This is a genomic window from Curvibacter lanceolatus ATCC 14669 (assembly GCF_000381265.1).
In the GTDB taxonomy this organism is placed as follows: domain Bacteria; phylum Pseudomonadota; class Gammaproteobacteria; order Burkholderiales; family Burkholderiaceae_C; genus Curvibacter; species Curvibacter lanceolatus.
On the sequence record NZ_KB906257.1, the window covers coordinates 1 to 24,227 of the forward strand.

General features: G+C 67.6%; 21 protein-coding genes. 8 read left to right on the top strand and 13 right to left on the bottom strand.

All coding sequences use genetic code 11. From position 1 onward, the window contains the following. Positions 1-138: 138 nt before the first annotated feature. A complete protein-coding gene (locus tag F624_RS0110515; protein WP_019574261.1) occupies positions 139-1,275 on the bottom strand; it encodes a lipocalin-like domain-containing protein in 1,137 nt (378 codons plus the stop codon). A gap of 21 nt (positions 1,276-1,296) precedes the next feature. After that, complete coding sequence (locus tag F624_RS0110520; protein WP_031254677.1) at positions 1,297-3,882, bottom strand: FtsX-like permease family protein; 2,586 nt, start codon at positions 3,880-3,882, stop codon at positions 1,297-1,299. 198 nt (positions 3,883-4,080) lie between these two features. Here F624_RS0110520 and F624_RS0110525 point away from each other — a divergent pair, with 198 nt between their 5' ends. Continuing rightward, positions 4,081-4,512 (top strand): Hsp20/alpha crystallin family protein, encoded by a 432-nt coding sequence (locus F624_RS0110525; protein WP_027477175.1) that lies wholly within the window; start codon positions 4,081-4,083, stop codon positions 4,510-4,512. Positions 4,513-4,551: 39 nt separating this feature from the next. Here F624_RS0110525 and F624_RS0110530 read toward each other — a convergent pair whose 3' ends face one another. From F624_RS0110530 to F624_RS0110540, 3 genes are read right to left on the bottom strand one after another with little or no spacing between them, the layout of a single operon-like run. Further along, a complete protein-coding gene (locus F624_RS0110530) occupies positions 4,552-5,238 on the bottom strand; it encodes an ABC transporter ATP-binding protein (protein WP_019574264.1) in 687 nt (228 codons plus the stop codon). Between the two features lie 11 nt (positions 5,239-5,249). After that, a complete protein-coding gene (gene miaA / locus F624_RS0110535) occupies positions 5,250-6,221 on the bottom strand; it encodes a tRNA (adenosine(37)-N6)-dimethylallyltransferase MiaA (protein WP_019574265.1) in 972 nt (323 codons plus the stop codon). Between the two features lie 10 nt (positions 6,222-6,231). After that, a complete protein-coding gene (locus F624_RS0110540; RefSeq protein ID WP_019574266.1) occupies positions 6,232-7,473 on the bottom strand; it encodes a multidrug effflux MFS transporter in 1,242 nt (413 codons plus the stop codon). A 184-nt stretch (positions 7,474-7,657) separates the two neighbouring features. Here F624_RS0110540 and F624_RS0110545 point away from each other — a divergent pair, with 184 nt between their 5' ends. Together F624_RS0110545 and fdxA are read left to right on the top strand one after the other, a co-directional pair. Further along, positions 7,658-8,974 (top strand): serine hydrolase domain-containing protein, encoded by a 1,317-nt coding sequence (locus F624_RS0110545; protein ID WP_019574267.1) that lies wholly within the window; start codon positions 7,658-7,660, stop codon positions 8,972-8,974. 211 nt (positions 8,975-9,185) lie between these two features. Then, a complete protein-coding gene (gene fdxA / locus F624_RS0110550) occupies positions 9,186-9,515 on the top strand; it encodes a ferredoxin FdxA (protein WP_019574268.1) in 330 nt (109 codons plus the stop codon). A gap of 18 nt (positions 9,516-9,533) precedes the next feature. Here the strand turns inward: fdxA and gdhA are convergent, their stop codons facing one another. After that, positions 9,534-10,877 carry an NADP-specific glutamate dehydrogenase gene (gene gdhA / locus F624_RS0110555; RefSeq protein WP_019574269.1) on the bottom strand — a complete coding sequence of 448 codons (1,344 nt, stop codon included), beginning with the start codon at positions 10,875-10,877 and terminating at the stop codon, positions 9,534-9,536. A gap of 130 nt (positions 10,878-11,007) precedes the next feature. Next, positions 11,008-12,969, bottom strand: a complete 1,962-nt coding sequence (gene mutL / locus F624_RS0110560; RefSeq protein WP_051107370.1) for a DNA mismatch repair endonuclease MutL — start codon at positions 12,967-12,969, stop codon at positions 11,008-11,010. 124 nt (positions 12,970-13,093) lie between these two features. On the opposite strand from mutL, the gene F624_RS0110565 reads away from it, so the two are divergent. Continuing rightward, positions 13,094-13,747, top strand: coding sequence for a DedA family protein (locus F624_RS0110565; protein ID WP_019574271.1), 654 nt, complete (start codon positions 13,094-13,096; stop codon positions 13,745-13,747). 57 nt (positions 13,748-13,804) lie between these two features. Here the strand turns inward: F624_RS0110565 and F624_RS32435 are convergent, their stop codons facing one another. From F624_RS32435 to tsaE, 3 genes are all read right to left on the bottom strand, one after another. Then, positions 13,805-14,065 carry a glycine zipper 2TM domain-containing protein gene (locus tag F624_RS32435; RefSeq protein ID WP_019574272.1) on the bottom strand — a complete coding sequence of 87 codons (261 nt, stop codon included), beginning with the start codon at positions 14,063-14,065 and terminating at the stop codon, positions 13,805-13,807. Positions 14,066-14,285: 220 nt separating this feature from the next. Then, positions 14,286-15,794 carry an N-acetylmuramoyl-L-alanine amidase gene (locus F624_RS0110575; RefSeq protein ID WP_019574273.1) on the bottom strand — a complete coding sequence of 503 codons (1,509 nt, stop codon included), beginning with the start codon at positions 15,792-15,794 and terminating at the stop codon, positions 14,286-14,288. Beyond that, entirely contained in the window at positions 15,791-16,348 is a 558-nt protein-coding gene (tsaE, locus tag F624_RS0110580; protein WP_019574274.1) for a tRNA (adenosine(37)-N6)-threonylcarbamoyltransferase complex ATPase subunit type 1 TsaE, read from the bottom strand. Before tsaE ends, F624_RS0110575 begins: the two co-directional genes overlap by 4 nt. A gap of 60 nt (positions 16,349-16,408) precedes the next feature. Between tsaE and queG the strand changes: the two genes are divergently transcribed. Continuing rightward, positions 16,409-17,506, top strand: coding sequence for a tRNA epoxyqueuosine(34) reductase QueG (queG, locus tag F624_RS0110585; protein WP_051107378.1), 1,098 nt, complete (start codon positions 16,409-16,411; stop codon positions 17,504-17,506). On the opposite strand, the gene F624_RS0110590 is transcribed toward queG, so the two are convergent. Further along, positions 17,445-18,350 (bottom strand): AEC family transporter, encoded by a 906-nt coding sequence (locus tag F624_RS0110590; protein WP_019574276.1) that lies wholly within the window; start codon positions 18,348-18,350, stop codon positions 17,445-17,447. The genes queG and F624_RS0110590 overlap by 62 nt on opposite strands. A gap of 121 nt (positions 18,351-18,471) precedes the next feature. On the opposite strand from F624_RS0110590, the gene F624_RS0110595 reads away from it, so the two are divergent. The 3 genes from F624_RS0110595 (at position 18,472) to F624_RS0110605 (ending at position 21,485) form a co-directional block, all read left to right on the top strand. Then, positions 18,472-19,437 carry a tripartite tricarboxylate transporter substrate binding protein BugE gene (locus F624_RS0110595; protein WP_019574277.1) on the top strand — a complete coding sequence of 322 codons (966 nt, stop codon included), beginning with the start codon at positions 18,472-18,474 and terminating at the stop codon, positions 19,435-19,437. Between the two features lie 115 nt (positions 19,438-19,552). Next, a complete protein-coding gene (gene xerD / locus F624_RS0110600) occupies positions 19,553-20,470 on the top strand; it encodes a site-specific tyrosine recombinase XerD (protein WP_019574278.1) in 918 nt (305 codons plus the stop codon). A 22-nt stretch (positions 20,471-20,492) separates the two neighbouring features. Further along, on the top strand, positions 20,493-21,485 hold the full coding sequence (locus F624_RS0110605; RefSeq protein WP_019574279.1) for a Bug family tripartite tricarboxylate transporter substrate binding protein: 993 nt from the start codon (positions 20,493-20,495) through the stop codon (positions 21,483-21,485). Between the two features lie 42 nt (positions 21,486-21,527). Here F624_RS0110605 and F624_RS0110610 read toward each other — a convergent pair whose 3' ends face one another. Together F624_RS0110610 and F624_RS0110615 are read right to left on the bottom strand one after the other, a co-directional pair. Beyond that, complete coding sequence (locus F624_RS0110610; protein ID WP_019574280.1) at positions 21,528-22,826, bottom strand: EAL and HDOD domain-containing protein; 1,299 nt, start codon at positions 22,824-22,826, stop codon at positions 21,528-21,530. A gap of 57 nt (positions 22,827-22,883) precedes the next feature. Further along, positions 22,884-24,167: an EAL and HDOD domain-containing protein gene (locus tag F624_RS0110615; protein WP_157443413.1), complete on the bottom strand. Its 1,284-nt coding sequence runs from the start codon at positions 24,165-24,167 to the stop codon at positions 22,884-22,886. Positions 24,168-24,227 lie beyond the last annotated feature (60 nt).

Below are 24,227 nucleotides of genomic sequence, written 5' to 3' on the forward strand. Positions count from 1 at the left end.
GGTCATCGTCAGGCTCTTACAGCCCTCAAAACCCCCTCCAGGCAACTGGCGGGGGTTTTGTCTTTGCGGGATCGAAAACTCATTGAATTCCTCAACCTCAGAATTCAATTCCTCAGCACACCTTCCCCACGCGACTCCTTATAGCCTCAGCGCCTGACCGTACCCCGTCAGCTCCACGTAGCCTCGGCCCAGCCGCCGCCCTTGCAGGTCGAACACCTCGCTCAAGCCCTCCCAGTAGATGGCCCCTGTTGAAGCGCGGCTGTCCAGTTCCTGGTCCTCAATGACGGCTTTGACGATGAACTCCCGGCCTGGCAGCACCAATGTCCATTCGATGGGGTACTCCGCCTGGGTCTTCGGGCTTCGCCAGCGTCGGCCAGGAATCAACTGCACCTGGCCTGGCGTCGTGACTGTTTGCTTGCCGTTGGCATCTCGCCAGGTGCTGGCATCCCATAGCGCCTTGCCGCCACGGTCACGCATCCGGAAGGCCATGAGGGCGGATCCATCCAGAAAATTGAGGCCCATCCAGTCCCACCCCTGGGCGTCTGGTGCCATCAGTTCATCGCTCCATTCGTGGTCCAACCAGGCGCGGTGCTCGGTGTCCGCATCCAGTACAAAGCGTTGGCCGTGAAGGCTGATCTGGCCCTGCACGCCCATCTGGGGTTCGCTGTAGTAACGACTGAATTGGCTAGCTTGGGGCCCTTTTCGGGAGTAGCCCTCCAGACCTTGCAGGAGCAGGGCCTGGCTGGGCTTGAAGTCGAGGTGCAACTCGAATGCATCGCTCTGAACCCGTGCTTCGTAGTGGCTGTCCGCTGGATTGTTGCGGGCCAATCGTCGAAACGACCAGGGGTGCAAGTACACCTCTGTGTCTTGTGTGCTGGCACCGGCCAGGCCCATGCCGGCACGGGCACTGCGTTGGTCATGCCAAAGCTGCTTGCCCTGCACATCGGTCAGTGCGGCGTGAGCAAACACCAGTTGTTCGGGCACAAAAGCGGATCGCCCCTTGGGCACGCCCCGCACACGGGACCGGAAGAAGGTGACCTGGTAGCCAAACACCCTCTGGCCCGATCGGGCGCTGCCCGTCACGTACCACCATTCGATGGCTTGCTCGGGATGACTGCCGAAGTCTTTCGGAAATTTCAGCGCTGTCCGCGCAGGCGGCGGGTCTTTCGGGTCTTTTGGGTCATTCAATTGGGCGCTGACCGGGACACTCGCCCCCATCAGGCTCCAGGCCAAGGCGTTGAATTGACGCCGCTTCAGCAGTGTCAGTGGGGGCATGGGTGACAGGGACGACATCGCTTACCAATCTTCGCGCACCGCGCTCACAGCATCTCGACTGACTGCCGCCCGCCCGGACAGCCAGGCGGTGACCGTGCCCGCCGCGACAGTGGCCAGGCACAGGGCCAGCAGTCGGGCCCAAGGGGCATGCAACTCCATGCTCCAGTGGAAACTTTGCGGATTCACCACCTTGACCAGGAGCACGGCCACCGCCAGCCCCAACAGCAGCCCGGCCATGGCCCCGATGCAGGTCCACACCAGCCCTTCACCGGCCACCACCGCCAGGATCTGCCGGCGGGTCAGCCCCAGGTGGGTCAGCAGGCCAAACTCTTTGCGACGGGCCAGCACCTGGGCGCTGAAACTGGCGGCCACGCCGAATAGACCAATCCCAATGGCCACCGCCTGCAGCCAATAGGTCACGGCAAAGCTGCGATCGAAGATCTTCAGGGAGCGCTCGCGAATCTCGGCCGACGAGGCCACCTCCAGCGCCAGTGGGGCACTGGAGCCGCCCTGGCTGGAGGGCAGCGCCCGCAATTCCGACTCCACCACCGATTCGGCCACTCCGGCCTTGGGCCAGAGGGCCAGGTCATTCACTTGCGCGTCGCCACTCAGGGCCTCGTAGTCGGCCCGGTCCATCACCACCGTGCCGCTTTGGCGCGCGTAATCCCGCCAGATGCCCTTCACGAAGAAGCGGGTGGCCGGGCCGGTGCTGTCTCCATCCCGGTGGGGGAAGGCCTTGGCCAGCAAGCCGAAGTCTTCTCCGGGGCGCGCCAGGTACAGGTCGACCATGGCTTCGCTGACGTAAAGGCCGATCGCACCCGGTGGGGTCTCCAGAACCCGCCCCTGCAGGGGCAGGCCTTTTGAGTCGTCCAGCTGGTCTTTGGCAATCAAGGTGACCTTGGGCCGGCCGGGCATCAGCTGCAGCGCGCGCACCCGCAGGCGGCTGCTGCTCTGCACCGAGGGCAGGGCGGCGGCTTTCTTCAGCCAGTCTTGCGGCAAGGTCAGCACCTCGCTGGCCTGCTGGCTGCCTTGCAGGTGCACATACAGGGGGGCCGGCAAGACCCGATCCAGCCACTCGATCACGGAGGTTCTGAAACTGCTCACCATCACCGTCAAGGCCACGGCCAGGCTGAGGCTGGCCACCACCCCGCTGATGGCCGAACTGGCCATGCCCCGCATGCGGCGGGCGCGTTCCACGGCCAGCAAAGGCAAGAGGTGCCGTTGCAGAGCATTGGCCACCGGGCCATCGATGGCCGCCATCAGGCTGGGCAAGAGCACGATGCCCCCCACCAACAGGGCGGCCACCGACACATACGCGGCCACCGGAATGCCCCACCAGGGCGGTGACAAGGCCAGCAAGCCAGCCATTGCCATCAACACCAGGCCCGCCATGCCCCCCTGGCCCGTGGAGGGTGCGTCGCCCAGGCCTTTCAGCGATGGGGCCGGTGGCAGTGCCGCGGCGGCACGGGCCGGCCACCAGCCTCCCGCCAACGCAGCGGCCACGCCCAGGCCGCCATAAAGCAGGGCTGCCGCCGGGCTCCAGCGCAGGCTGGGGGCCACGCCGGTGAAATAACCGCCGCCCAGGTCACCCCCCAGCCAGCGCAGGGCCAGGGCCGCCAGGGCCGTGCCGGCCACCAGCCCGAGCACGCTGCCCAGCCCGCCCAGCAGCAGTGACTCATACAGCACCAGGCGGGCCCGCTCCCGGGGTGGCAGCCCCAGCACGCCCAGCAGCGCGAACTGCCGTGTCCGCCGCGCCACGCTCAAGGACAGCACCGAAAACACCAGAAAAGCGCCCGTGAACAAGGCCACCAGGGCCAGCACCGTCAGGTTGACCCGGTAGGCCCGCGACAACTGGTCGATCTGCTGGCCCGCATCGGCTGGCTCATGGGCCAGCACATCGGCCGGCAGCTTCAATGCCGCCAGGTAGCTGGCGTGGTCCACGCCAGCCTGCAGTCGCACGTCGATGCGGCTCAACTGGCCCACCCGGTCAAACAGATCCTGGGCGGCGGCAATGTCCATCACGGCGGTGGCCGGGCCTGTCACGGCCAGCGTGCCGGCCACCTGCAAAGGCACCGGCCCGGCCTCGGTCTGGACCTGCACCTGCGTCGCCTCAGGCGCCAGGGCCTGCGCTGCGGCATTGAGAAACACGCGTCCCGGCCGCAACATGTCCAGGCGGTCGGCCTCGGCATGGGGCCGTGGGATCAGGTCGGGCGCCACACCCGCCAGCCGCAGCGCGTCCACGCCCAGCAGGCGCAAGGGCACCCCGGCCGGGGCCTGTGCGGTGAGCAGCAAGGTGTTGAGTTCCAGCACCGGCGAGGCCTCGGCCGTGCCGCCCTGCTGCACCACGCGCGGATACAGGGCTTCATCGAAGCCCCCCCGCACCGCGCGCAGTTCCAGGTCAGCCCGCCCGTTGACCGAACGCACCGCTTGCGAAAACTCGTCCAGCGCCGAGGCATTGATCAGGTGCACCGAAAAAGCCAGCGCCACGCCCAGCAGCACGGCCATGATGGCCGCCAAGGATCGCCAGGGATGGCGGCGCAATTCCTGCCAGGAAAAGGTGCAGAGCAGGGCCCAGACGGGTGATCGGTGGCGGGGTGGCAATCGCATGTGCCGCCATTGTGCACAGCTCTGACAAGACCCTTTGGCGGCCCCGGTCCCCAGGCTTTTTGCGACAGATCAAACAGCGGTGTCAGACCCCGGTTTCAGCCCCGCATCCCCCCTTGATGTGGCAGGCGGTCAACCCTATTTTTGATTTGGAGGCCCCACACGGGCCCGCCACAGTCATCAACCAGAAGGAGTGCCAACATGAGTTCTCTGATTCCACGGGGTGGTCTGTTGCTGGATGAGTTCTTCCGCGACACCGCGCCCGGTTTCTACATCCGCCCCCTGCATGGCGACAAGCTCCCCAGCCCGGCCCAGATCAAGGTCGATGTGACCGAGAGCGATGGCGCCTACACCGTGCATGCCGAGGTCCCGGGCGTGGCCAAGGAAGACCTGCACGTCACCCTCGAAGGCCAGGTGCTGAGCCTCAGTGCCGAGGTGCGGCAACAGGATCAGGCCACGCGCGACGGCAAGGTGTTGCGCAGCGAGCGGTACTTTGGCCAGGTGGCGCGCAGCCTCCAGTTGCCCTCTGAGGTGGACGTGAGCCAGGCCCGCGCCCGCTACGAAGATGGGGTGCTCACGCTGACTTTGCCCAAGCGCCAGGCCAGCAGCGCCCAGCGGCTCAAGATCGAGTGATGCGGCACGGGGCTGAGCCTGCCCTGGCCAGGGGCCGGGTCAGGTGGCGATGCCCTGTGCCGTCAGCCGCAGCACCCGGTCGGCCTGGGCCGCCGCGGCTTCGGAGTGCGTGACCAGCACCAGGGCCGCGCCATGCTCGCGTGTCTGCTGCAACAGCAGCGCCATCACCTGGCTGGCCGTCTGCGGGTCCAGGTTGCCCGTGGGTTCATCGGCCAGCAGCAGACCGGGCCGGTGCACCAGGGCGCGGGCAATGGCCACGCGCTGCAGCTGGCCACCGCTCAACTGCTGCGGCAGGCGCTCGCCCAGGCCAGCCAGGCCCACGGCCGCCAGCATCTCATCGACCCGGTTCTGGGCGGCGGGGCCGCTCTGGCCCAGCAGCATCAAGGGCAAGGCCACGTTCTGCCGCACATCCAGGTGGGGCAGCACATGAAAGGCCTGGAACACAAAGCCCACCTGTTGGCGCCGCCACAGCGCACGGGCGGTTTCGTCCAGGCTGGCCAGGTCGGTGCCCTGCACGTCGATGCGGCCTTCGTCCCAGTGGTCCAGCGCGGCCAGGCAGTTCAGCAAGGTCGACTTGCCCACGCCCGATTCGCCGATGATGGCCACGAACTCCCCGGGCTTGACGGTCAGGCTCACGTGCTCGAACACCGGGGCACCGGCATAGCGTTTGCCCAGGCCCTGGACCGAGATGGCGGGCGGGGTGGTGGCGGGGCGTGTGGGGCTCATGGTGCGCGTTCTCAGCCCAGTTGCCCGCTCTGGCGCAGCAGCGCTTCGGCCAGGGCCAGCACCTGGGGCAGGGCGTCCGGCGCGTCGCAGGCCACCGAGTGGCGTTGCGGCATGCTGCGCAGCCAGGTCAGCTGCCGCTTGGCAAGTTGGCGCGTGGCAAAAATGCCCCGATCGCGCAGCTCGCTCATGGGTTCGTGGCCGGACAAGGCCTCCCAGGCCTGGCGGTAGCCCACGCAGCGCATGGAGGGCAGGTCCGGGTGCAGATCGCCGCGCGCGCGCAGGCGGCACACCTCGTCGATGAAGCCTTGCTGCAGCATCGCGTCAAAGCGTTGCTCGATGCGGCGGTGCAGCCATTTGCGGTCTTGGGGTTCCAGCGCGATCAATTCGATGGGCAGACCCCGCTCCGTGTCGCCACGCTGCACGGCATGAAAGCTCGACAGCGTCTGGCCCGACACCCGGTACACCTCCAGCGCCCGCTGGATGCGTTGGGCATCGTTGGGCGCCAGCCGCTGTGCCGTGGCGGGGTCCACACGTGCCAGGTCGGCGTGCAGGGCGGGCCAGCCACGCTCAGCGGCCTCGGCCTCCAGCGCGGCACGCACCTCGGGGTTGGCGGGCGGCATGGGGTCCAGGCCGTCCATCAAGGCCTTGAAGTACAGCATGGTGCCCCCGACCAGCACCGGCAAGGCCCCGCGGGCGCGGATGGCCTGCACCAGCTCACTGGCGTCGTGGGCAAACTCGGCGGCACTGTAGGCCTGCAAAGGGTCGCGGATGTCGATCAGGTGGTGCGGCACCTGCGCCAGTTCGGCCGCGCTGGGCTTGGCTGTGCCAATGTCCATGCCGCGGTACACCAGCGCTGAATCCACGCTGATGATCTCCATGCGGCGTTGGGGGGCCAGGTGCGTGGCCAGGGCCAGGGCGGCGGCTGTCTTGCCGGAGGCGGTCGGGCCCGCCAGGGCCAGGCAGGGAAGGGTCGAAGTCGTCATGCAGGGGGTCTCAGGTGGCGGCTGGTTCGCCATATTTGGGCACCAGGGTCCAGGCGGTCAGGGCGATGCAGGCGCTCCAGAACCAGATGCCCAGGGTCAGGGGGTAGATCGTGCCGTCCATGTGCTGCCCCAGCCAGGCCCCGATGCCAAAGGCCACCAACATCATGCCAAAGCCGTTGAGCGCCGAGGCGGCCCCGGCGGCCTGGGGGAAGGGGCCCACGGCACCGCTTTGCCCGCAAGGCTGGTGCACCCCGTGGGCCAGCATGAAGATGTAGTAGGGCAGCATGATGGCCCAGCCCTGGTGCACGCCGGCCAGGGCCAGGGTGCCCATCAGCGTGCCGCCCAGCAGGGTCATGCCGCCGGCCACCGCCACGCTGCGCCGCAGACCCAGGCGAGGCAACATCCAGCGGCACATGAAGGTGCCCAGAAAATAGGCAAACGACATCGAGCACATCAGCAGGCCATAGGCCGTCTTGCTCAGCCCCAGCACCTTGATGAAGACAAAGGACGACGAGGCCAGAAAGGTGAACAGGCCGCCATACGAGGCGGCGGTCAGCACCGAGAAGGTGATGAAGGTCGGGTGGCGCAGGATCTGCCCCCAGGTGCGCAGCACCACGCCGGGCTGGGTGGCCCGCGGGTTGCGCTGGGCCAGGCTTTCGCTGAAGCGCCAGCCCAGCAGCCCCAGGGTGGCCGCGCCAAACACGGCCAGGGCCAGCATGGCGGCCCGCCAGCCCATCCAGTCCGACAGCAGGCCCCCCAGAGGGGCGCTGAGGCAGGCGATCACCCCCAGTCCCGACAGGCCCTTGGACATGACCCGCGCGCCCTCCAGCGGCTTGTACAGGTCGCGCACGATGGCCCGGGCGCACATCACGCCCGCGCCCATGGCCGCACCTTGCACCATTCGCCCCAGGATCAGCGCCTCCATCGAGGTGGCCAGGGCGCAGCCCAGGGCCGACACGGTGTAGGCCACCATGCCGATCAGCAGCACCGGGCGGCGACCGATCCGGTCCGACAGCGGGCCCCAGGCCAGTTGCGAGCAGCCAAAGGCCAGCAGCAAGGCCGACAGCGTCAGCTGGGCTTGGGTCATGGTGGCGCCAAAGCCCTCCTTCATGGCCGGCAGGGCGGGTAGGTAGAGGTCGGTGGTCACCGGTTGCAGGCCCAGCAACAGCGACAGGATCAGCACCACCAGCCCGGGGCTCATGGGGGTGGTCTGGGGGAGGGCCGACGAGGCGGCAGGACGGGTGGCAGACATCCAGTCGAGGGTATCAGAAAGCGTCCTGGGCCTTGCCTGAGCCGGGGTGCTTCGGTCAGTCGCCTGGGTGACGTGATCGGGGCGGTGTATCCCTGTCAGGACATACCCGCAACCCCGGCCTGCGGCACCGCAAGCTTTGCTAACGTCGCGGGCTGACCCTGTTCGGCACGCCTGGAGGCTACCCATGACCGCATTCCGTGTTCTTCGTTCTCTGGGCGCCTGTCGCCTGGGGCTGCTGGCGTCGCTTTGCGCCCCCCTGCTGGCCGCGGCCCAGGCCCCGCAGTTGCCACCACCCGACAGCGTGAATCTCGATCGGCTCGGCTTCATGAGCACCTTCCCGCCCGAGCCCGCCCAACGCGTCACGCTGGCCAACAGCTACCAATACCCGCAGCTGCGCTGGGTGGTGCAGCACCTGCGCGAGCTGCAGCCCACGCACAACATCCGGCGCGGTGCCGGCCCGGTTGCCAACCTGCCGGCCGACCTCAAGCCCCTGGGGCAGCTGAGCTTCGAGGATGCCAAAGGGCAGACACTCACCATCGATGAATGGGCGCGCAGCACCTACACCGATGCCCTGGTGGTGCTGCACAAGGGCCGGGTGGTGTACGAGCGCTACGACAACCAGATGACGCCGCACTCGCCGCACCTGCTGTTCTCGGTCACCAAGTCGTTCACCGGCCTGCTGGCGGCCCAGTTGGCCCAGGAGGGCAAGCTCGACCCTGCCGCTCTGGTCACCACCTATGTGCCCGAACTGGCCGGCTCGGCCTGGGGCGACATGACGGTGCGCCAGGTGATGGACATGACCGGGGCGGTGCGTTTCCGCGAGGTCTATACCGACCCCAGCACCGAAATCTTCGGCTACAGCTGGGCCAGCGGCCTGCTGCCCAGGCCAGCGGGCTACCAGGGCCCCACCACGGTGTACGACTTCCTGAAAACCCTCAAGAAAGAGGGCGAGCACGGTGAGGGCTTCGTCTACCGCACCGTGCACTCCGAGGTGCTGGGCTGGATCGTGTCGCGCGTCACGGGCCAGCACTGGGCCGAGCTCATGAGCCAGCGCATCTGGCAGAAGCTGGGCATGGAAGAAGACGCCTATGTGATGGTCGACAGCGTGGGCACCCCTTTGCAGGGGGCCGGCCTGAACGCCACCGCCCGTGACCTGGCCCGCGTGGGCGAGATGCTGCGCCTGGGCGGTACCTTCAACGGGCAGAAGATCCTCGACAAGGCCGTGATCGAGGACACGGCCCGGGGCGGCGACCGCGAGAAGTTCAAGTTCCAGGGCCTGCAGGCGGCCCGCCCGGGCTACAGCTATCGCAACCAGTGGTGGGTGCTGCACAACGCCGATGGCGCCTACGAGGCCGCTGGCGTGCATGGGCAGTTCATCCACATCAACCCCGCCGCCGAGATGGTGGTGGTCAAGCTCTCGTCCCACCCCGTGGCGGGCGCGGCCTTCACCCACCCGACCACGCTCAAGGCCTGGGCGGCGCTGGCCAAAGCCGTGCGTTGAGCCTGGGCATGGGCCGCGGTGGCACGGCACAGGCCCGCTTTCGCTGACAATCGGCGCGCTGCCGCAGGCTTTGCGGCGGCTTTTCGTGACTCGTGAAAGGCTGCGCCGTGGCGCCCCGATTTTCTGTTGGCCCTGCACCTGGGTGCGGGGCCCTTGTTTTGTCTGACGCTGATTTTTCCAGGGTGCCTGGCGCCTGTGCTGCGGAGGCGCCATGCCGTTCGTAGTCACCGAACCCTGCATCCAGTGCCGCTACACCGACTGCGTCGAGGTGTGCCCGATGGACTGCTTTGTGGCCGGTCCCAACTTTCTGGTGATCGACCCCGATGGCTGCATCGACTGCTCGGTGTGTGTGCCCCAGTGCCCGGTGCAGGCCATCGTGAACGCCGCCGAGGTCACGTCCGAGCAGGCCCCCTATGTGGCCCTCAATGCCCGCCTGGCCAAGGCCGAGGGCTGGAATCCGATCCGCCTGCGCGACACCCCGCTGCCCGAGCACGCGCACTGGGCTCAGGTGGCCGACAAGCGCCACCTGCTGCCGGCCTGATGCTGCGGTGGCCGGGGTTCAGACCACGCCCTGGGCCAGCATCGCATCGGCCACCTTCACAAAGCCCGCCACATTGGCCCCGGTCAGGTAGCTGACGCGGCCGGTGGCATCGCGCCCGTGGTCCACGCATGCGCGGTGGATGCCGCTCATGATCTGGCGCAGGCGCAGGTCCACCTCCTCGCGCGGCCAGCTCAGGCGGGCCGCGTTCTGGCTCATCTCCAGGCCCGAAGTGGCCACGCCGCCCGCGTTGCTGGCCTTGCCCGGGGCGTACAGCACGCCGGCAGCCTCGAAGGCCTTGGCCGCCTCGATGGTGCTGGGCATGTTGGCGCCTTCGGCCACGCACAGCACCCCGTTGGCGATCAGGGCCGCGGCGTCCAGGGCGTCCAGCTCGTTTTGCGTGGCGCAGGGCAGGGCCACCTCCACCGGCACCTTCCAGGGGCGGGCGTCGGGCTCAAAGCGGGCCCCGATGCGTTCGGCGTAGTCGCTCACGCGGCCGCGGTGGTGGTTCTTGATCTCCATGAGCAGGGCCAGCTTCTCGGGGGTGAAGCCCTGCTCGTCGATCACCGTGCCACCCGAGTCCGAGGCGGTCAGCACCGTGGCACCCAGCGCCATGGCTTTCTCGATCGCGTACTGCGCCACATTGCCCGAGCCCGACACGCTGACCCGCAGGCCCTCGAACGAGCGCCCCCGGGTGTTGAGCATCTCCTCGGCGAAATACACCGTGCCATAGCCGGTGGCCTCGGGGCGCATCAGCGAGCCGCCAAAGCTCAGGCCCTTGCCGGTGAACACGCAGTCGGCGCGGTTGCTCAGCTTTTTCACCATGCCGGCCATGAAGCCCACCTCGCGCCCGCCCACGCCGATGTCGCCGGCGGGCACATCGGTGTCGGCGCCGATGTGGCGGTACAGCTCGCTGACAAAGGCCTGGCAAAAGCGCATCACCTCGCCGGCGCTGCGCCCCTTGGGGTCAAAGTCGGAGCCGCCCTTGCCACCGCCCATGGGCAGGGTGGTGAGGGCGTTCTTGAAGGTCTGCTCAAAGGCCAGGAACTTCAGCACCGACAGGTTCACCGAGGGGTGAAAGCGCAGCCCGCCCTTGTAAGGCCCCAGCACCATGCTGTGCTGGATGCGGTAACCGCGGTTGACCTGCACCTGGCCCTGGTCGTCCACCCAGCAGACTCTGAACATCAGCACGCGCTCGGGCTCGACCAGGCGCTCCAGCAGGGCCTGCTCCGCATAGCGCGGGTGCTGCTGCAGAAAAGGCCAAAGGCATTCCATCACCTCGGTGACGGCCTGCAGGTACTCGGGTTGGTGGGGGTTGTGGCGGCTCAGCCGTTGCAGAAAGCTGGCGGCATCGTGGTGCTTCATTCAAGGGTCCCTTCGCCTGCCACACAAACCGGCAGGGGGGATGATCTTGCGGGCAGGTCGCCCGGCGTTCGTCACCAAATGTAGCCCGCGCCACGGCCCCATTTCTGCGGCATGGAACGGCTGGCCGGGCTCAGCGGCCGCGCAGGAACAGCGCGTCCAGCTCGCGCATGGGCAGTTGCCGCCAGGTGGGGCGCCCGTGGTTGCACTGGTCGGATCGTTCGGTCTCTTCCATCTGGCGCAACAGCCCGTTCATCTCGTCCAAGGTCAGGCGGCGGTTGGCGCGCACGGCGCCGTGGCATGCCATGGTCGCCAGCAGTTCGTTGCGGGCCCGCTGCACCACGGTGCTGGCGTCGTGCTGGCTCAGTTCGGCCAGCACGCTGCGCGCCAGCTCCACCGCATCGCCCTGGGCCAGCGTGCTGGGCACGGCTCGCACGGCCAGCGTCTTGGGCGAGAAGGGCACGATCTCCAGGCCCAGCGTGGCCAGGGTCTCGGCGCATTCCTCGGCCGTGGCCACCTCCTGCGGCGTGGCGGCAAAGGTGGCCGGGATCAGCAAGGGCTGGCTGGCCAGCGGGGCCACGTCGATCTGGGTCTTGAGGCGCTCGTACACGATGCGCTCGTGGGCCGCATGCATGTCGACAATCACCAGGCCGTGGGCGTTCTCCGCCAGGATGTACACCCCTTGCAGCTGCGCGATCGCGCGCCCCAGCGGCCAGTCGTCTGCCGTGTCGGGCAAGGCGGTGGGCACAGGCTGCGCGGCCAGGCTGGCCTGGTTGAAGGGCGAGGGGGCGCTCGGCGCCGGGGCGAAGCTGTTGCCGACACCCAGTGCCTGCGCGGGCGGCTGGCGCCCATCCGACTCCGCCCACAAGGGGGGCGTGGTGCCGTTGGTCGGGGCGGCACCGGGTTGCCACAGCGCGGCCAGGTCGGTCACGCGGTGGCCCACTGGGTCGGGCCGAAAGCCCATGCCGGCCTGGGTCCAGTGCGCATTGAAGGGCGTGCCGGCCTGGCCTGGAGCCGGATCGGCACCTGTTTGGAGGCCTGGCTGCAGGCCCGGCAACTCAGCAGGCTGGGCGGCCGCAGCGGCCGCGGCGGCCATCGCGGCGCGCGGGGCCGCCAGGGCGTTTTCAACCGCGTGGCGCACCGCCTGGTGCACCTCGCGGCTCTCACGGAAGCGCACCTCGATCTTGGTCGGGTGCACGTTCACGTCGACCCGGGTGGGGTCGATCTCCAGCGACAGCGCATACACGGGCTGGCGCTGGCCGTGCAGCACATCTTCGTAGGCACTGCGGGCCGCGTGGGTCAGAACTTTGTCGCGGACGTAACGTCCGTTCACATAGCAGAACTGGTGATCGGCGCGCGAGCGCGAGGCGTCCGGCACCCCGGCCCGGCCCGTCACCCGGATCGGGCCGACATTGAAATACACCGCCACCGATTGGGTCAGGAACTCTTCGCCCAGCACATCGGCCAGGCGCCGGTCGTGCGCCTCGGGGCCCTGGCAGGCGCGCCACTGCTCCACCAGCTTGCCTTCGTGCCAGATGGCAAAGCCCACCTCGGGGCGGGCCAGCGCGTGGCGGCGCACCGATTCCACGCAGTGGGCCAGTTCGGTGGCGTCGGTCTTCAGAAATTTGCGCCGTGCCGGGGTCGAGAAAAACAGCTCTTTCACCTCCACCGTGGTGCCGGTGGCGCGGGCCGCCGGCTTCAGCTCGCCGGTGCGGGCGTCCAGCATGAAGGCATTGGGCTGGCCTTCGGTGCGCGACAGCACGGCCATCTCGGACACCGAGGCAATGGCGGCCAGGGCCTCGCCGCGAAACCCCATGGTGCCCACTGATTCCAGGTCGTGCAGGTTGCTGATCTTGCTGGTGGCGTGGCGCTTCAGGGCCACCGGCAGCTCTTCGGGCGGGATGCCGATGCCGTTGTCTTCGACCGAAATCAGCCGCACGCCGCCGGCCAGCAGGCGCACGGTGATCTGGCTGGCGCCCGCGTCCAGCGCGTTGTCCACCAGTTCGCGCACCACCGAGGCGGGGCGTTCGACCACTTCACCCGCGGCGATCTGGCTGATCAGTTCATCGGGCAGCTCGCGGATGGGGCGGCGCAGGGAGGGGGCAGGTGCTCGGTGTTCACCCCGGGATTCTAGAGGCCCGGCGGGCTATGGGTGCTCAGCGGAGCTTGTCACGGAGTTGGCGGTTTGCGCCTTCATAATCGGGCGCCAAAGGATGCCCATGGAAATCATTGCTTCATTGATCGACTTCATTGTCCACGTCGACAAACACCTCGAATTCTTCGTGCAGAACTACGGCCTGTGGGTGTATGCGCTGCTGTTTGCCATCGTGTTTGTCGAAACCGGCCTGGTGGTCATGCCCTTTCTGCCGGGCGACTCACTGCTTTTCATCGTCGGCGCCATGGGCGGGGCGGGTTTGCTGAACCTGCCGCTGGCCGGCGCGGTGCTGGTGGTGGCCGCCATTCTGGGCGACCAGTGCAATTACCAGATCGGCCGGTATTTCGGCCCGCGGGTGTTCCAGTGGGAGAACTCGCGCTTCTTCAACCGCGAAGCCTTCAACCAAGCCCACGCCTTTTATGAGCGCTTCGGCGGCATCACGGTGATCCTGGCGCGCTTCATGCCCTTCATCCGCACCTTCGCTCCCTTTGTGGCGGGTGTGGCGGCCATGACGCGGCGTCGCTTCACGGCCTACAACGTGGCGGGCGCGGTGATCTGGGTGGTGGGGGTGTGTGCTCTGGGCTACCTGTTTGGCAACCTGCCCTGGGTGAAGCAGCATTTCGAGAAGATCATCTGGGCCATGATCCTGCTGCCGGGCCTGCTGGCCCTGTGGGGGGCCTGGAAGGGCCGCCGCTCCGGTGGGGCGGCCCAGGCCTGAGGTGTCTTCGCCGGGCGCTGCCTGGTCCCAGGCAGCGCCCGTCGGCCTGTGTCCATTTCAGCGACGGCCCTTGCTGAGCTCGTTGCCGGCCAGGGCGCCCGCTGCGGCGCCGGCCACCGTGCCCAGGGTGCTGCCGAACAGCACACTGCCGGTGGCGCCGCCCACCACGGCACCGGCCACCGTGCCCACTTGCTGGTGGGTGGGGCGGGAGGCGCAGGCGCCGAGTGACAGGCTCAGGGCCAGCACGGCGAGCAGGGTCAGTCGGGTGGGTGCGCGGAGGGCCGGCCGGGTGGCGGCCACGTGAGATTGCTGGGTCATGGGATTCCTTTGAACGGGTCGGCAGGGCGGTGGATCCGCCAAGACTCTGTTCAGGACTTTACAAACCTGGGCCTGCGCAATCTGTTTGAAATTCGGCAGGGGTGTGTGGCCCGAGTTTCAAGTACATCCAAATGTTTCAAATGCGGGGCTTTTCGGTCGCCAAGGCCGAATCAGCGGCATTCTGTTGACCGCCCGTGCCCCTTGCCTCGTTACGTGGGCCTCAAGCGCTGCGGTTGCGTGCCAGCGGCGGGTTGCGCGAGAAATAGCGCTCGATGCCACGCATCACCGCATCCGCCAGTTGATTCTGGTACTCGGGGCTGCGCAGGCGGGCTTCCTCTTCGGGGTTGCTGATGAAGGCGGTCTCGACCAGCACGCTGGGGATGTCGGGGGCCTTGAGCACGGCAAAGCCGGCCTGCTCGACCTTGGGCTTGTGCAGGCGCCCCACGGCGCTGATCTCACCGAGCAAGGCCGTGCCCAGCTTCAGGCTGTCGTTGATCTGGGCGGTGGTGCTCATGTCGAGCAGGGCGCGTTGCACGGTGGCGTCCTGCACCTTCACGTTCAGACCCCCCACCTGATCGGCCCGGTTTTCCTTGTCGGCCATCCAGCGGGCTGCCGCGCTGGAGGCGCCGCTCTGGCTCAGCGCGAACACGCTGGCGCCGCGGGCGGCCGGGGTGATGAAGGCGTCGGCATGGATGCTCACGAACAGGTCGGCCTGCACGCGCCGGGCCTTGTCCACCCGCACATGCAGGGGCACAAAGAAGTCGGCGTCGCGGGTCATGAAGGCTCGCATCGGGTTGCCCTTCACCGTGGTGGCGTTGATGCGTTCGCGCAGCAGGTGGGCAATGCTCAGCACCACGTCTTTTTCGCGGGTGCCCGAAGGGCCGGTGGCGCCCGGGTCTTCGCCGCCGTGGCCCGGGTCCAGCGCGATGATGATCAGGCGGTCGGTGGCCTGGGCCTCGGCGCTTTCGGTTGCCGCAGGTTTACTGGGGCGCACCGGGGGGGCGGGCGGGCTCACGTTGACGGGGGCCTGTGCTGTGCTGTGGGCTGTGCCCGGGCTGCTCAGGTTGGGGCTGGGTTTGAGCTCTGGGCGGCCTGGGGTGGATGCTGTGGCGGGGTTGCGCTGGGCAATCAACTCACCCAATGGGTCAGGCAGGGCCGCAGGTTTGCTGGCCATGCCGGTGCTGGCTGGAGCCGGTGGGGTCAGGGATTGCCGGCTGTCCTGCAGGCGCTCGGCGATCAGGGCCTCCAGGGGGTCGGCCGCCACGGTGGGGTACAGGTCAAAGACCAGGCGGTGCTGGTAGGCGGCCACGGGGGGCAGGGTGAAGACCTGGGGCAGGGCGGGCTGCTTGAGGTCGATCACCAGCCGCACCACCCCTGGGGCGTACTGCCCCACCCGGATGCCGCTGATGAAGGGGTCGTCGGCCTTGACCTTGGCCACCAGTTCCCGCAGGGCCGGGTTCATCTCGATGCCGTCGATGTCCACGGCCAGGCGCGGCGGGTTGGCCACAAAGGTCTGGCGCGCGGTCAGGGCCCCGTCCGATTCGATGGTCACCCGGGTGTAGTCGGGCGCGGGCCACACCCGCACGGCCACGATGCTGGCGCCCCAGGCCAGCTCGGTCAGCCCCATCAGCAGCACCACGCCACCGGCCTGCAAGGCCTGGCGCCGGCGCAGCAGGGCGGGTACCCGAGGGGGTTCGGCGGGCGCGTTCAGGTCTGGGTGCAGGCTCATGCGCGCAAGGCCTCCAGCAAGCTCTGGCCCAGCGGGGTGGCGGCCGTCAGCACCACCTGGCGGGGGGCTGCGGGGGCTTCGGCTGCGTCGTCGTTCTCGTCGTCCAGGGGGGGGGCACCCTCTGCGTCTTGGCCCTGCACCTGCAGTTGCAGCACCAGGTCGGGCGTGGGCAGCATGCCCTGGGCCTTGTCGGGCCATTCGGCCAGCTTCAGGCCCGGGCTGGCGAACAGGTCGCGAAAGCCGGCTTCCTCCCACTCGCGCGGGTCGTTGAAACGGTAGAAATCAAAGTGCCAGATGCGCAGCACCGGTTCTCCGTCCTCCTGGCGGGCCTCATGGGGCTCGACCACGGCGTAGGTGGGGCTTTTGATGCGGCCCTGCACCCCCAGTTCACGCAGCAGGTGGCGCACAAAGGTGGTCTTTCCGGCGCCCAGATCGCCTTGCAGTTCAATGAAGGCCTGGCGCACGCCAGGCAGCGCAGCCAGGCGGTGGGCAAAGGCCTGGGTATCGGCTTCGTGGCTCCAGATCAGCGTGGCAGAAGACGGTTGGGGCGACATGGGCAACGGGGTTCCTACAATTCCGGGGTGCAAATCAACGGCCATCAACTTGTTTCCCACATCCAGGGCTGGGCCCGGGAGCTGGGATTTTCTCAAATCGGCGTTGCCGGCATCGACCTCGCGAGTGCCGAGCCAGGCTTGGAGGCCTGGCTGGCCGCGGGGTTCCACGGCAGCATGAATTACATGGCTGCGCATGGGCTCAAGCGGGCTCGGCCGGCCGAACTGGTGCCGGGCACGGTCAGCGTGCTGACCGCGCGCATGGATTATCTGCCCGCCAGCACCCCGCCTGACTGGACTGAGCACGAACTGGCCCGATTGCAGCGCCCTGGCGAGGCCGTGGTGTCGCTGTACGCCCGAGGGCGCGACTACCACAAGGTGCTGCGCAGCCGCCTACAAAAGCTGGCCGAACGCCTGGCTGCCGAGATCGGGCCCCTGGGCCACCGGGTGTTCACCGATTCGGCCCCGGTGCTGGAGGCTGAGCTGGCCGCCCGCAGTGGCCAGGGCTGGCGCGGCAAGCACAGCCTGGTGCTGAACCGCGAGGGCGGCTCGATGTTCTTTCTGGGCGAGATCTACCTGGACATCCCCCTGCCGCCGACCGATCCGGTCACCGCGCACTGCGGCCAGTGCAGCGCCTGCGTGCAGGCCTGCCCCACCCAGGCCATCGTGGCGGCGCAGCGGGTGGATGCCCGACGCTGTGTCTCCTACCTCACCATCGAGCACGACGGCGCGATCGAGCCGGCCCTGCGCCCCTTGATCGGCAACCGCATCTACGGCTGTGACGACTGCCAGCTGGTGTGCCCCTGGAACAAGTTTGCCCAGCGCTCGCCGCTGGCGGATTTTGACGAGCGCGCCGGCCTGTCAGGTCAGACGCTGGCGCACTTGCTGGGCTGGTCGGAGAGCGAATTTTTGCGCCGCACCGAGGGCATCCCGATCCGGCGCATCGGCCATTGGCGCTGGGTGCGCAACCTGGCGGTCGCGGCTGGCAATGCCTTGCATGGCGGCCTGGGGGGGGCGGAGGCCACGGTGCTGCAGCAAGCCCTGGCGGCCCACCTGGAGGGGGCCGATCAGGTGCTCGCAGAGCACCTGCAATGGGCCCTCAGCGCAGCACCCCCAGGGCAAACGGCAGGCTTGCCATGCCCAGCAGGGTCGACAGGGTGACCAGACCGGCCACATACGGCCCGTTGTAGCCCATGCGGGCCGCCAGCACATAGCAGGTAGAGGCGGTGGGAAGTGCCGAAAAAGCCAGCAGCACCGTGGTCTGCACGGTGTCCAGCCCAAAGGCGCGCGCCAAGCCCCAGGCCAGCAGGGGCAGCACCAGGTGGCGGATGGACAGTACCGCCACCGCCAGGGTGCGAGCCTTGGCCAACTGTCCGATCTCCATGCCCGCGCCGGCTGCCATCAGCCCCAGCGCCAGGGAGGCCGCCCCAATGCGGCTGACGGTGGGGTCCAGCCACACCGGCATCGTGAAGCCCGCCAGGTTGGCCAGCAGTCCGCTGGCCGTGGCCAGCACCAGGGGGTTGCGCAGCACCTCGCCCAGGAAGCCGCGTTTGGCATGGCGGGCCATGGGCCAGACGGCTGCGACGTTGAAGATGGGTACGCAAACGCCGATCAGCACGGCGATCAGCAACATGCCCTGGGCGCCGGCCAGCCGGTCGGTGATGGCCAGCGCGATGAAGGAGTTGAAGCGGAATGCCACCTGCACGCTGGCCGGGTGTTCGCGCCCGCGCATGAAGCGGCCCACGAGCGGCAGATAAGGCAGCGCATACGACAGTGCAATGCCCGAGACCCCCATCAGCACCCCGGCCGTGAGCAGCGAAGACGCCTCGCCCAGGTTCAAGGGGCTTTTCACGATGGAGTGAAACAGCAGCACCGGAAAAAGAAAGAAATACACCAGGCTCTCGACCTGCTGCCACACGGTGCGGTTCAGTGCGGTGTATCGGCACAACAGAAAGCCGCAAAGAATCAACGAAAAATCGGGGAAGAGCAGTTGGGCGTAGTTCACCGGTCGAGAATACCAGTCGAGCCTGCTCTCAGGGTTTGTCACTAGCTGCTTTCCACAGAGGCAAGGGTCGTGCTAGCCGTTACGATCTCGGATTCGTTTAAGGTTGACTAGGAGAATTCAAATGCACCGCCGTACCTGGATTGCTGCACTGGCTCTGAGCACATTGACTGGTGCCGTGTGGGCGCAGTCTTACCCGACCAAGGCCATTCAGCTGGTCGTTCCCTTTGCGCCGGGGGGTACGACCGACATCATTGCCCGCACCATCGCCGACCCGCTGGGCAAGGTGCTGGGGCAGCCCGTGGTGGTGATCAACAAGGCCGGCGGCGGTGGCGTGGTGGGCGCCACCGAGACGGCGCGTGCCGTGCCCGATGGCTACAGCCTGGGCGTGGCCACGGTGTCGACCACCGCGGCCAACCCGGCCATCAACCCCAAGATCCCCTACAACCCGCTGACCGACTTCACGCCCATCGTCAACGTGGCCGCCACGCCCAATGTGATTGCGGTGCACCCGAACTTCCCGGGCAAGGACTACAAGAGCTTTCTGGCCGAGGTGAAGAAGTCGCCCGGCAAGTACTCGTACTCGTCCTCGGGCACCGGGGGCATCGGCCACCTGCAGATGGAGCTCTACAAGAACCTGGCGGGCGTGTTCGTCACCCACATTCCCTACCGCGGCGCTGGCCCGGCCCTGAACGACACGGTGGCCGGTCAGGTGCCGATGATCTTCGACAACATGCCCTCGGCCATGCCCTTTGTGCGTGAAAACCGGCTGATCCCCATCGTGGTGGCCGCCCCCACGCGCCTGGCCGCCCTGCCCAATGTGCCCACCTTCAAAGAGGTCGGGTTGGAGCCGGTGAACCGCATGGCCTACTACGGCATCTATGGCCCCAAGGGCCTGCCCAAGGAGGTGGTGGACAAGATCAACGCCGGCGTGCGCAAGGCCCTGGAAGACCCGGCCGTGCGCAAGCGCATCGAAGACACGGGCTCGATCATTGTCGGCAACACGCCTGAGCAGTTTGCCGAACAGATCAAGGCGGAGTACGAGGTCTACAAGCGCGTGGTGCAGCAGCAGAAGCTGACCCTGGATTGAAGCCTTGGCCCTTCGTGGCCTGTGAGCCTTCGCTAAAGGCCGGTCGCTCATCGCAGCGCCCGGCCTTTTTTGTGCCGATGGCGTGGCATAGTTCAGGCTCAGTCTGCCTTCATCCATGCCCACGCCGCCCCAGCCCACGCCCACGCCGCTCAGCCAGGGCTTGATCGACAGTTTCATCGATGCCCTGTGGCTGGAAGACGGCCTGTCGCAGAACACCCTGGCCGCCTACCGGCGTGATCTCACCCTGTTTGCCGGCGCTCTGGCTCAGCAGGGGCTGTCGCTCGATGGCGCAGGGGAGGAGCACATCCAGCACTACTTTGCCCAACGCCACGAGCAAAGCCGGATCACCACCTCCAACCGGCGGCTGACCGTGCTGCGCCGCTATTTCCACTGGGCCCTGCGCGAGCGTCACATCACCGCAGATCCCACCCTGCGCCTGCAGGCGGCACGCCAGCCCCTGCGCGTGCCCAAGACGCTCAGCGAAGCCCAGGTCGAGGCCTTGCTGGCCGCGCCCGACACCGGCACCCCCTTGGGCCTGCGCGACCGCGCCATGCTGGAGCTGATCTACGCCAGCGGCCTGCGGGTGTCCGAACTGGTGGGCCTGCGCCTGCATGAAGTCGGCCTGGCCGAGGGCGTGCTCAAGGCCCAGGGCAAGGGCGGCAAGGAGCGCCTGGTGCCCTTCGGCGAAGTGGCCCGCGACTGGCTGCAGACCTATCTGGCGCAGGCCCGCCCGGCCATCCTGGGCGGGCAGCTCAGTGATGACCTGTTTGTCACCCAGCGCGGGCAGGGCATGACCCGGGCCATGTTCTGGGTCATCGTGCGCAAGAATGCCGAGCGCGCGGGCATCCGATCGCCGCTGTCGCCGCACACGCTGCGCCATGCCTTTGCCACCCACCTGCTCAACCATGGGGCCGACCTGCGGGCCGTGCAGATGCTGTTGGGGCATGCCGACATCTCGACCACCACCATCTACACCCATGTGGCCCGGGAGCGCCTGCGCCAGTTGCACGCCCAACACCACCCGCGGGGCTGAGTGGCCTCGCATTGGAGTTTTCATGTCTCAGACCTCACGTCGTCAATTCCTGGCCCTGTCTGCTGCACCCGGTCTGCTGCCGGCCTTCAGCTGGGCCCAGAGCCCGGCCAGCCCCACCTGGCCCACCCGCCCGGTGCGCCTGCTGGTGGCCTACCCGCCCGGGGGTGTGAGTGATGTGGTGGCCCGCCTGCTGGCCGAGCGCCTGCAAGGGCCGCTGGGCCAGCCGGTGGTGATCGAGAACAAGGCCGGCGCGAGCGGGGCGATTGCCATGGACGCCGTGGCCAAGTCGGCCCCCGATGGTTACACCCTGGGCTTCAGCGCCATCAGCCCGCTGACCTTGAGCCCCCATCTGGGCAAGCTCCCTTATGACCCGGCCCATGACCTGGTGCCGGTGGTGAATGTGATGGCCTCGCCCGTGCTGCTGCTGGCCACGCCCGGGTCAGGTCTGGCTGATTTTGCGGGCCTGCTGGCGCAGGCGCGCAAGCTGCCGGGGCAGGTGCGCTGGGCCACGGCCGGCCAAGCCTCGCTGGGGCATATCATGCTGGAGCAGCTGCGTGCTGCGGCCCAGGTCGACATCACCCATGTGCCCTACAAGGGCGGCGGGCAGCAGATGACGGACGCCTTGAGCAGCCAGTTCGAGGTTTTGTCGACCAACGCCAGTGCCGCCGTGCTGCAGCATGTGAAGAGCGGGCGCCTGCAGCCCTTGGCGGTGGGTGCGGCCAGTCGCCTGGAGGCCTTGCCCAAGGTGCCCACGCTGGCCGAGCTGGGCTACCCCGCAGCCAACCTGGCGTCGCAGTTCGGGCTGCTGGCACCCGCCCGCACGCCGGCTGCCGTGGTGGAGCGCATCAATGCCGAGGTGAACCGGGTGCTGGCCCAGCCCGACGTGCGCAGCCGGCTGCTGGCCAGTGAGAACCTGCCCGTGGGGGGCAAGGCCAGTGATTTCGCCCGCCTGATCGCGCAGGAGTCGGAGGCCAATGCCCGCATCATCCGACAGGCCGGGATCAAGGCCGAGTAGAGCGTGGTGAGTGGGGGCCCCGCCAGGGTGGGGCTTGCTGCCTCAGTCGTTGAGCGACTCAGCCCAGTCCAGGGCCTGCAGGTGGGCCCAGTTGACCTGACGGTTGGACAGGTGCAGCTCGGTGGCCACGCGGGCAAACACCGCGTCGTCACCCGATTCGCAGGCAATGGTCAACTCCAGGAAGGGCCAGAACACGCCGGTCTTGTTCAGCAGGGCGTCGACCACGTTCTGCGGCAGCGAGACCGTGTTCAGTGCCTTGTCCAGCGAGATGCCCAGCATGGTGTCGAGCAGGGAGAACACGCCCACGATGAAGGCGTTGTCGCATTCCTCGGTCGGCAGCAGTTCGGCTGCCAGCAATTCCATCAGGCGCCCGCGCACCACGGCGGTGGTGCCCACGGCGGGGGGCGCGCCATCCTTGGAGGTGGTGAGCAGCAGGGCGGCCCAGCGGAACAGCTTCTTCATGCCCAGCATCATCACGGCATGGCGGAACGAGGTGACCTCGACCTGCAGCCCGAAGCCGGCCGAGTTGATGAAGCGCAGCAGGTTGAAAGACAGCGTCGGGTCTTTCTTGAGCAGGTCTTCGATCTCCCCCGCATCGGCCTGTTTGCGCACCAGGTTGATCAACTGGATGATGGTGGCCTGCGAGGGTCGGATGGTCTTGGCCTGCACCAGCGAGGGCTTGGCGAACCAGAAACCCTGGAACAGTTTGACGCCCAGCTTGGCCATGCGCTCGAACTGTTCGGCGGTCTCCACCTTCTCGGCAATCATCTCGGCCTTGGTGTTGGCGCGGGCGAACTTGATCAGGGGCTCGGCCAATTCGGGCTTCAGGATGTTCATCTCGATCTTGATGAACGAGGCCAGGGGCAGCCAGGAGACATAGGCCCGGCGCAGCATCATGTGCGGGAAGGCCAACCGGAAGCCGCGATCGCGCAGGTCTTTCAGAATCAAGGCCCGTTGCTCGATCAGCTCCACATCGTCGGTCGGCATGGGCGGCACTTCCAGCACCACCTTTTCGGGGCTGATCAACTCCAGGTGGCCGCCGGCCAGGCTGTCGTGGGTGCAGTTGATGAACACCGTCTTCTTGCCCACCAGGGCTTCGGTGCCGGCGTAGGACAAGGCGTTGAACAGCAGGGCCGCATCGCTGGCCGCGGTGTAGCCGGCGCCCCGGGTGGAGCGGTCGAAAAGCTCATAGCCATACACGGCACGGTGTTCGTCGACGATGGCCTGACGCGCGATCACCGAGGCGTTTTCGTCTTCGGCGGGGTTGCCTGCGCCGCTGTCGGCGATGCTGTCCAGCGGAGACAGGTTGCTGTCTCCCAGCGTGGCCTCATTGGAACTCATGGGGTGTCCTTCCTGCTTTGATCTGTGTCGAGCCCGTGTCGGTGGGGGGGTGCCCGGTCAGGCCTCATTGACCATCTGGTCGGCCCAGGCCAGGGCCTGCAAATGCGCCCAGTTGGCTTGTTGGCCGCTGAGCCTGAGGGCCTGACAGGCCTGGTTGAAGCGAACTTCGTCGCCCAGCTCGCAGGCCTCTGCCAATTCCAGCAGGGGGGCGTAGGGGCCTTCCTTGCGCAACAGCACATTCATCACGGTCTGTGGCAGGGTCAGGGTTTCCAGGGCCTGTTCCAGCGGCACGCCCAGCATCACGTCCAGCAGCGAGAAAATGCCCACCACAAAGGCGTTGTCGGCATCCTCGGGGCTCATGACCTGCTCGGCCAGCAACTCCATCAGACGCCCGCGCACCACCGCCATGTTGCCGATGGTGGCCGGCGAGCTGTCGGCACGGGTGGCCGTGAGCAGCAGGGCGGCCCAGCGGAACAGTTTCTTGAGGCCCAGCAGCATGACGGCCTGGCGGAACGAGGTGACTTCGCGCGCATAGCCGAAACCGGCCGAGTTGATCAGCCGCAGCAGGTTGAAGGCCAGACCCGCGTCTTTCTTCAGCACTTCCTCGATCTCATCGGTGCTGGCCTGGTTGCGCACCAGTTTCAGCAATTGCAGGATGTGGGCCTGCGAGGGCGACACCATGCGGGTCTTGACCAGGGTGGGGCGGGCGAACCAATAGCCCTGGAACAACTGCACACCCAGGCTGGAGACGCGGTCGTACTGCTCGGCGGTTTCCACCTTTTCGGCAATCAGGGCCGCATCGGTGCTGCGGCGGGCGGTTTTGACCACCTCTTTGAGGTCGCTGTTGGCGATCAGGGTCAGATCGAGCTTCACGAAGGTCGCCAGCGGGCGCCACAGCGCATACGCCGGCTCCAGCACATACTGACCAAAAGCCAGGCGAAAGCCGCGTTGGCGCAATTGCGCCAGGATGGGCAGCCTGTGCTCCACGTTCTGGGGGCTGGCGTCGTCCAGCGGCGGAATCTCCAGCACCAGGCGTTCGGGGTTGACCAGGTCCAGGTGGCCGCCGGCCAGGCTGTCGTGGGTGCAGTTGACGAACAGGAACAGCTTGCCGAACAGGTCTTCCTCGCCCACATGCGACAGGGCATTGAACACCAATGAGACGTCCGTGGCCGCGGTGTGGTCACCGGAGGCCTGGCTGCGGTCGAACAACTCGTAGCCCACGACCTTGTGGGAGGCGTCAACGATGGCCTGACGGGCAATCATCGGCGCCTGGGTTTGTCCGTTTGCCGCGGAGGGGGGCACGCCAGCGGGGGTGGCATTGTTCGGACGTACAGCAGTCATGTGGGGAGGCCTTTCACGGCCGCTATTTTAGGGATGAACGGAGCTTCGGACTCTCTTGGC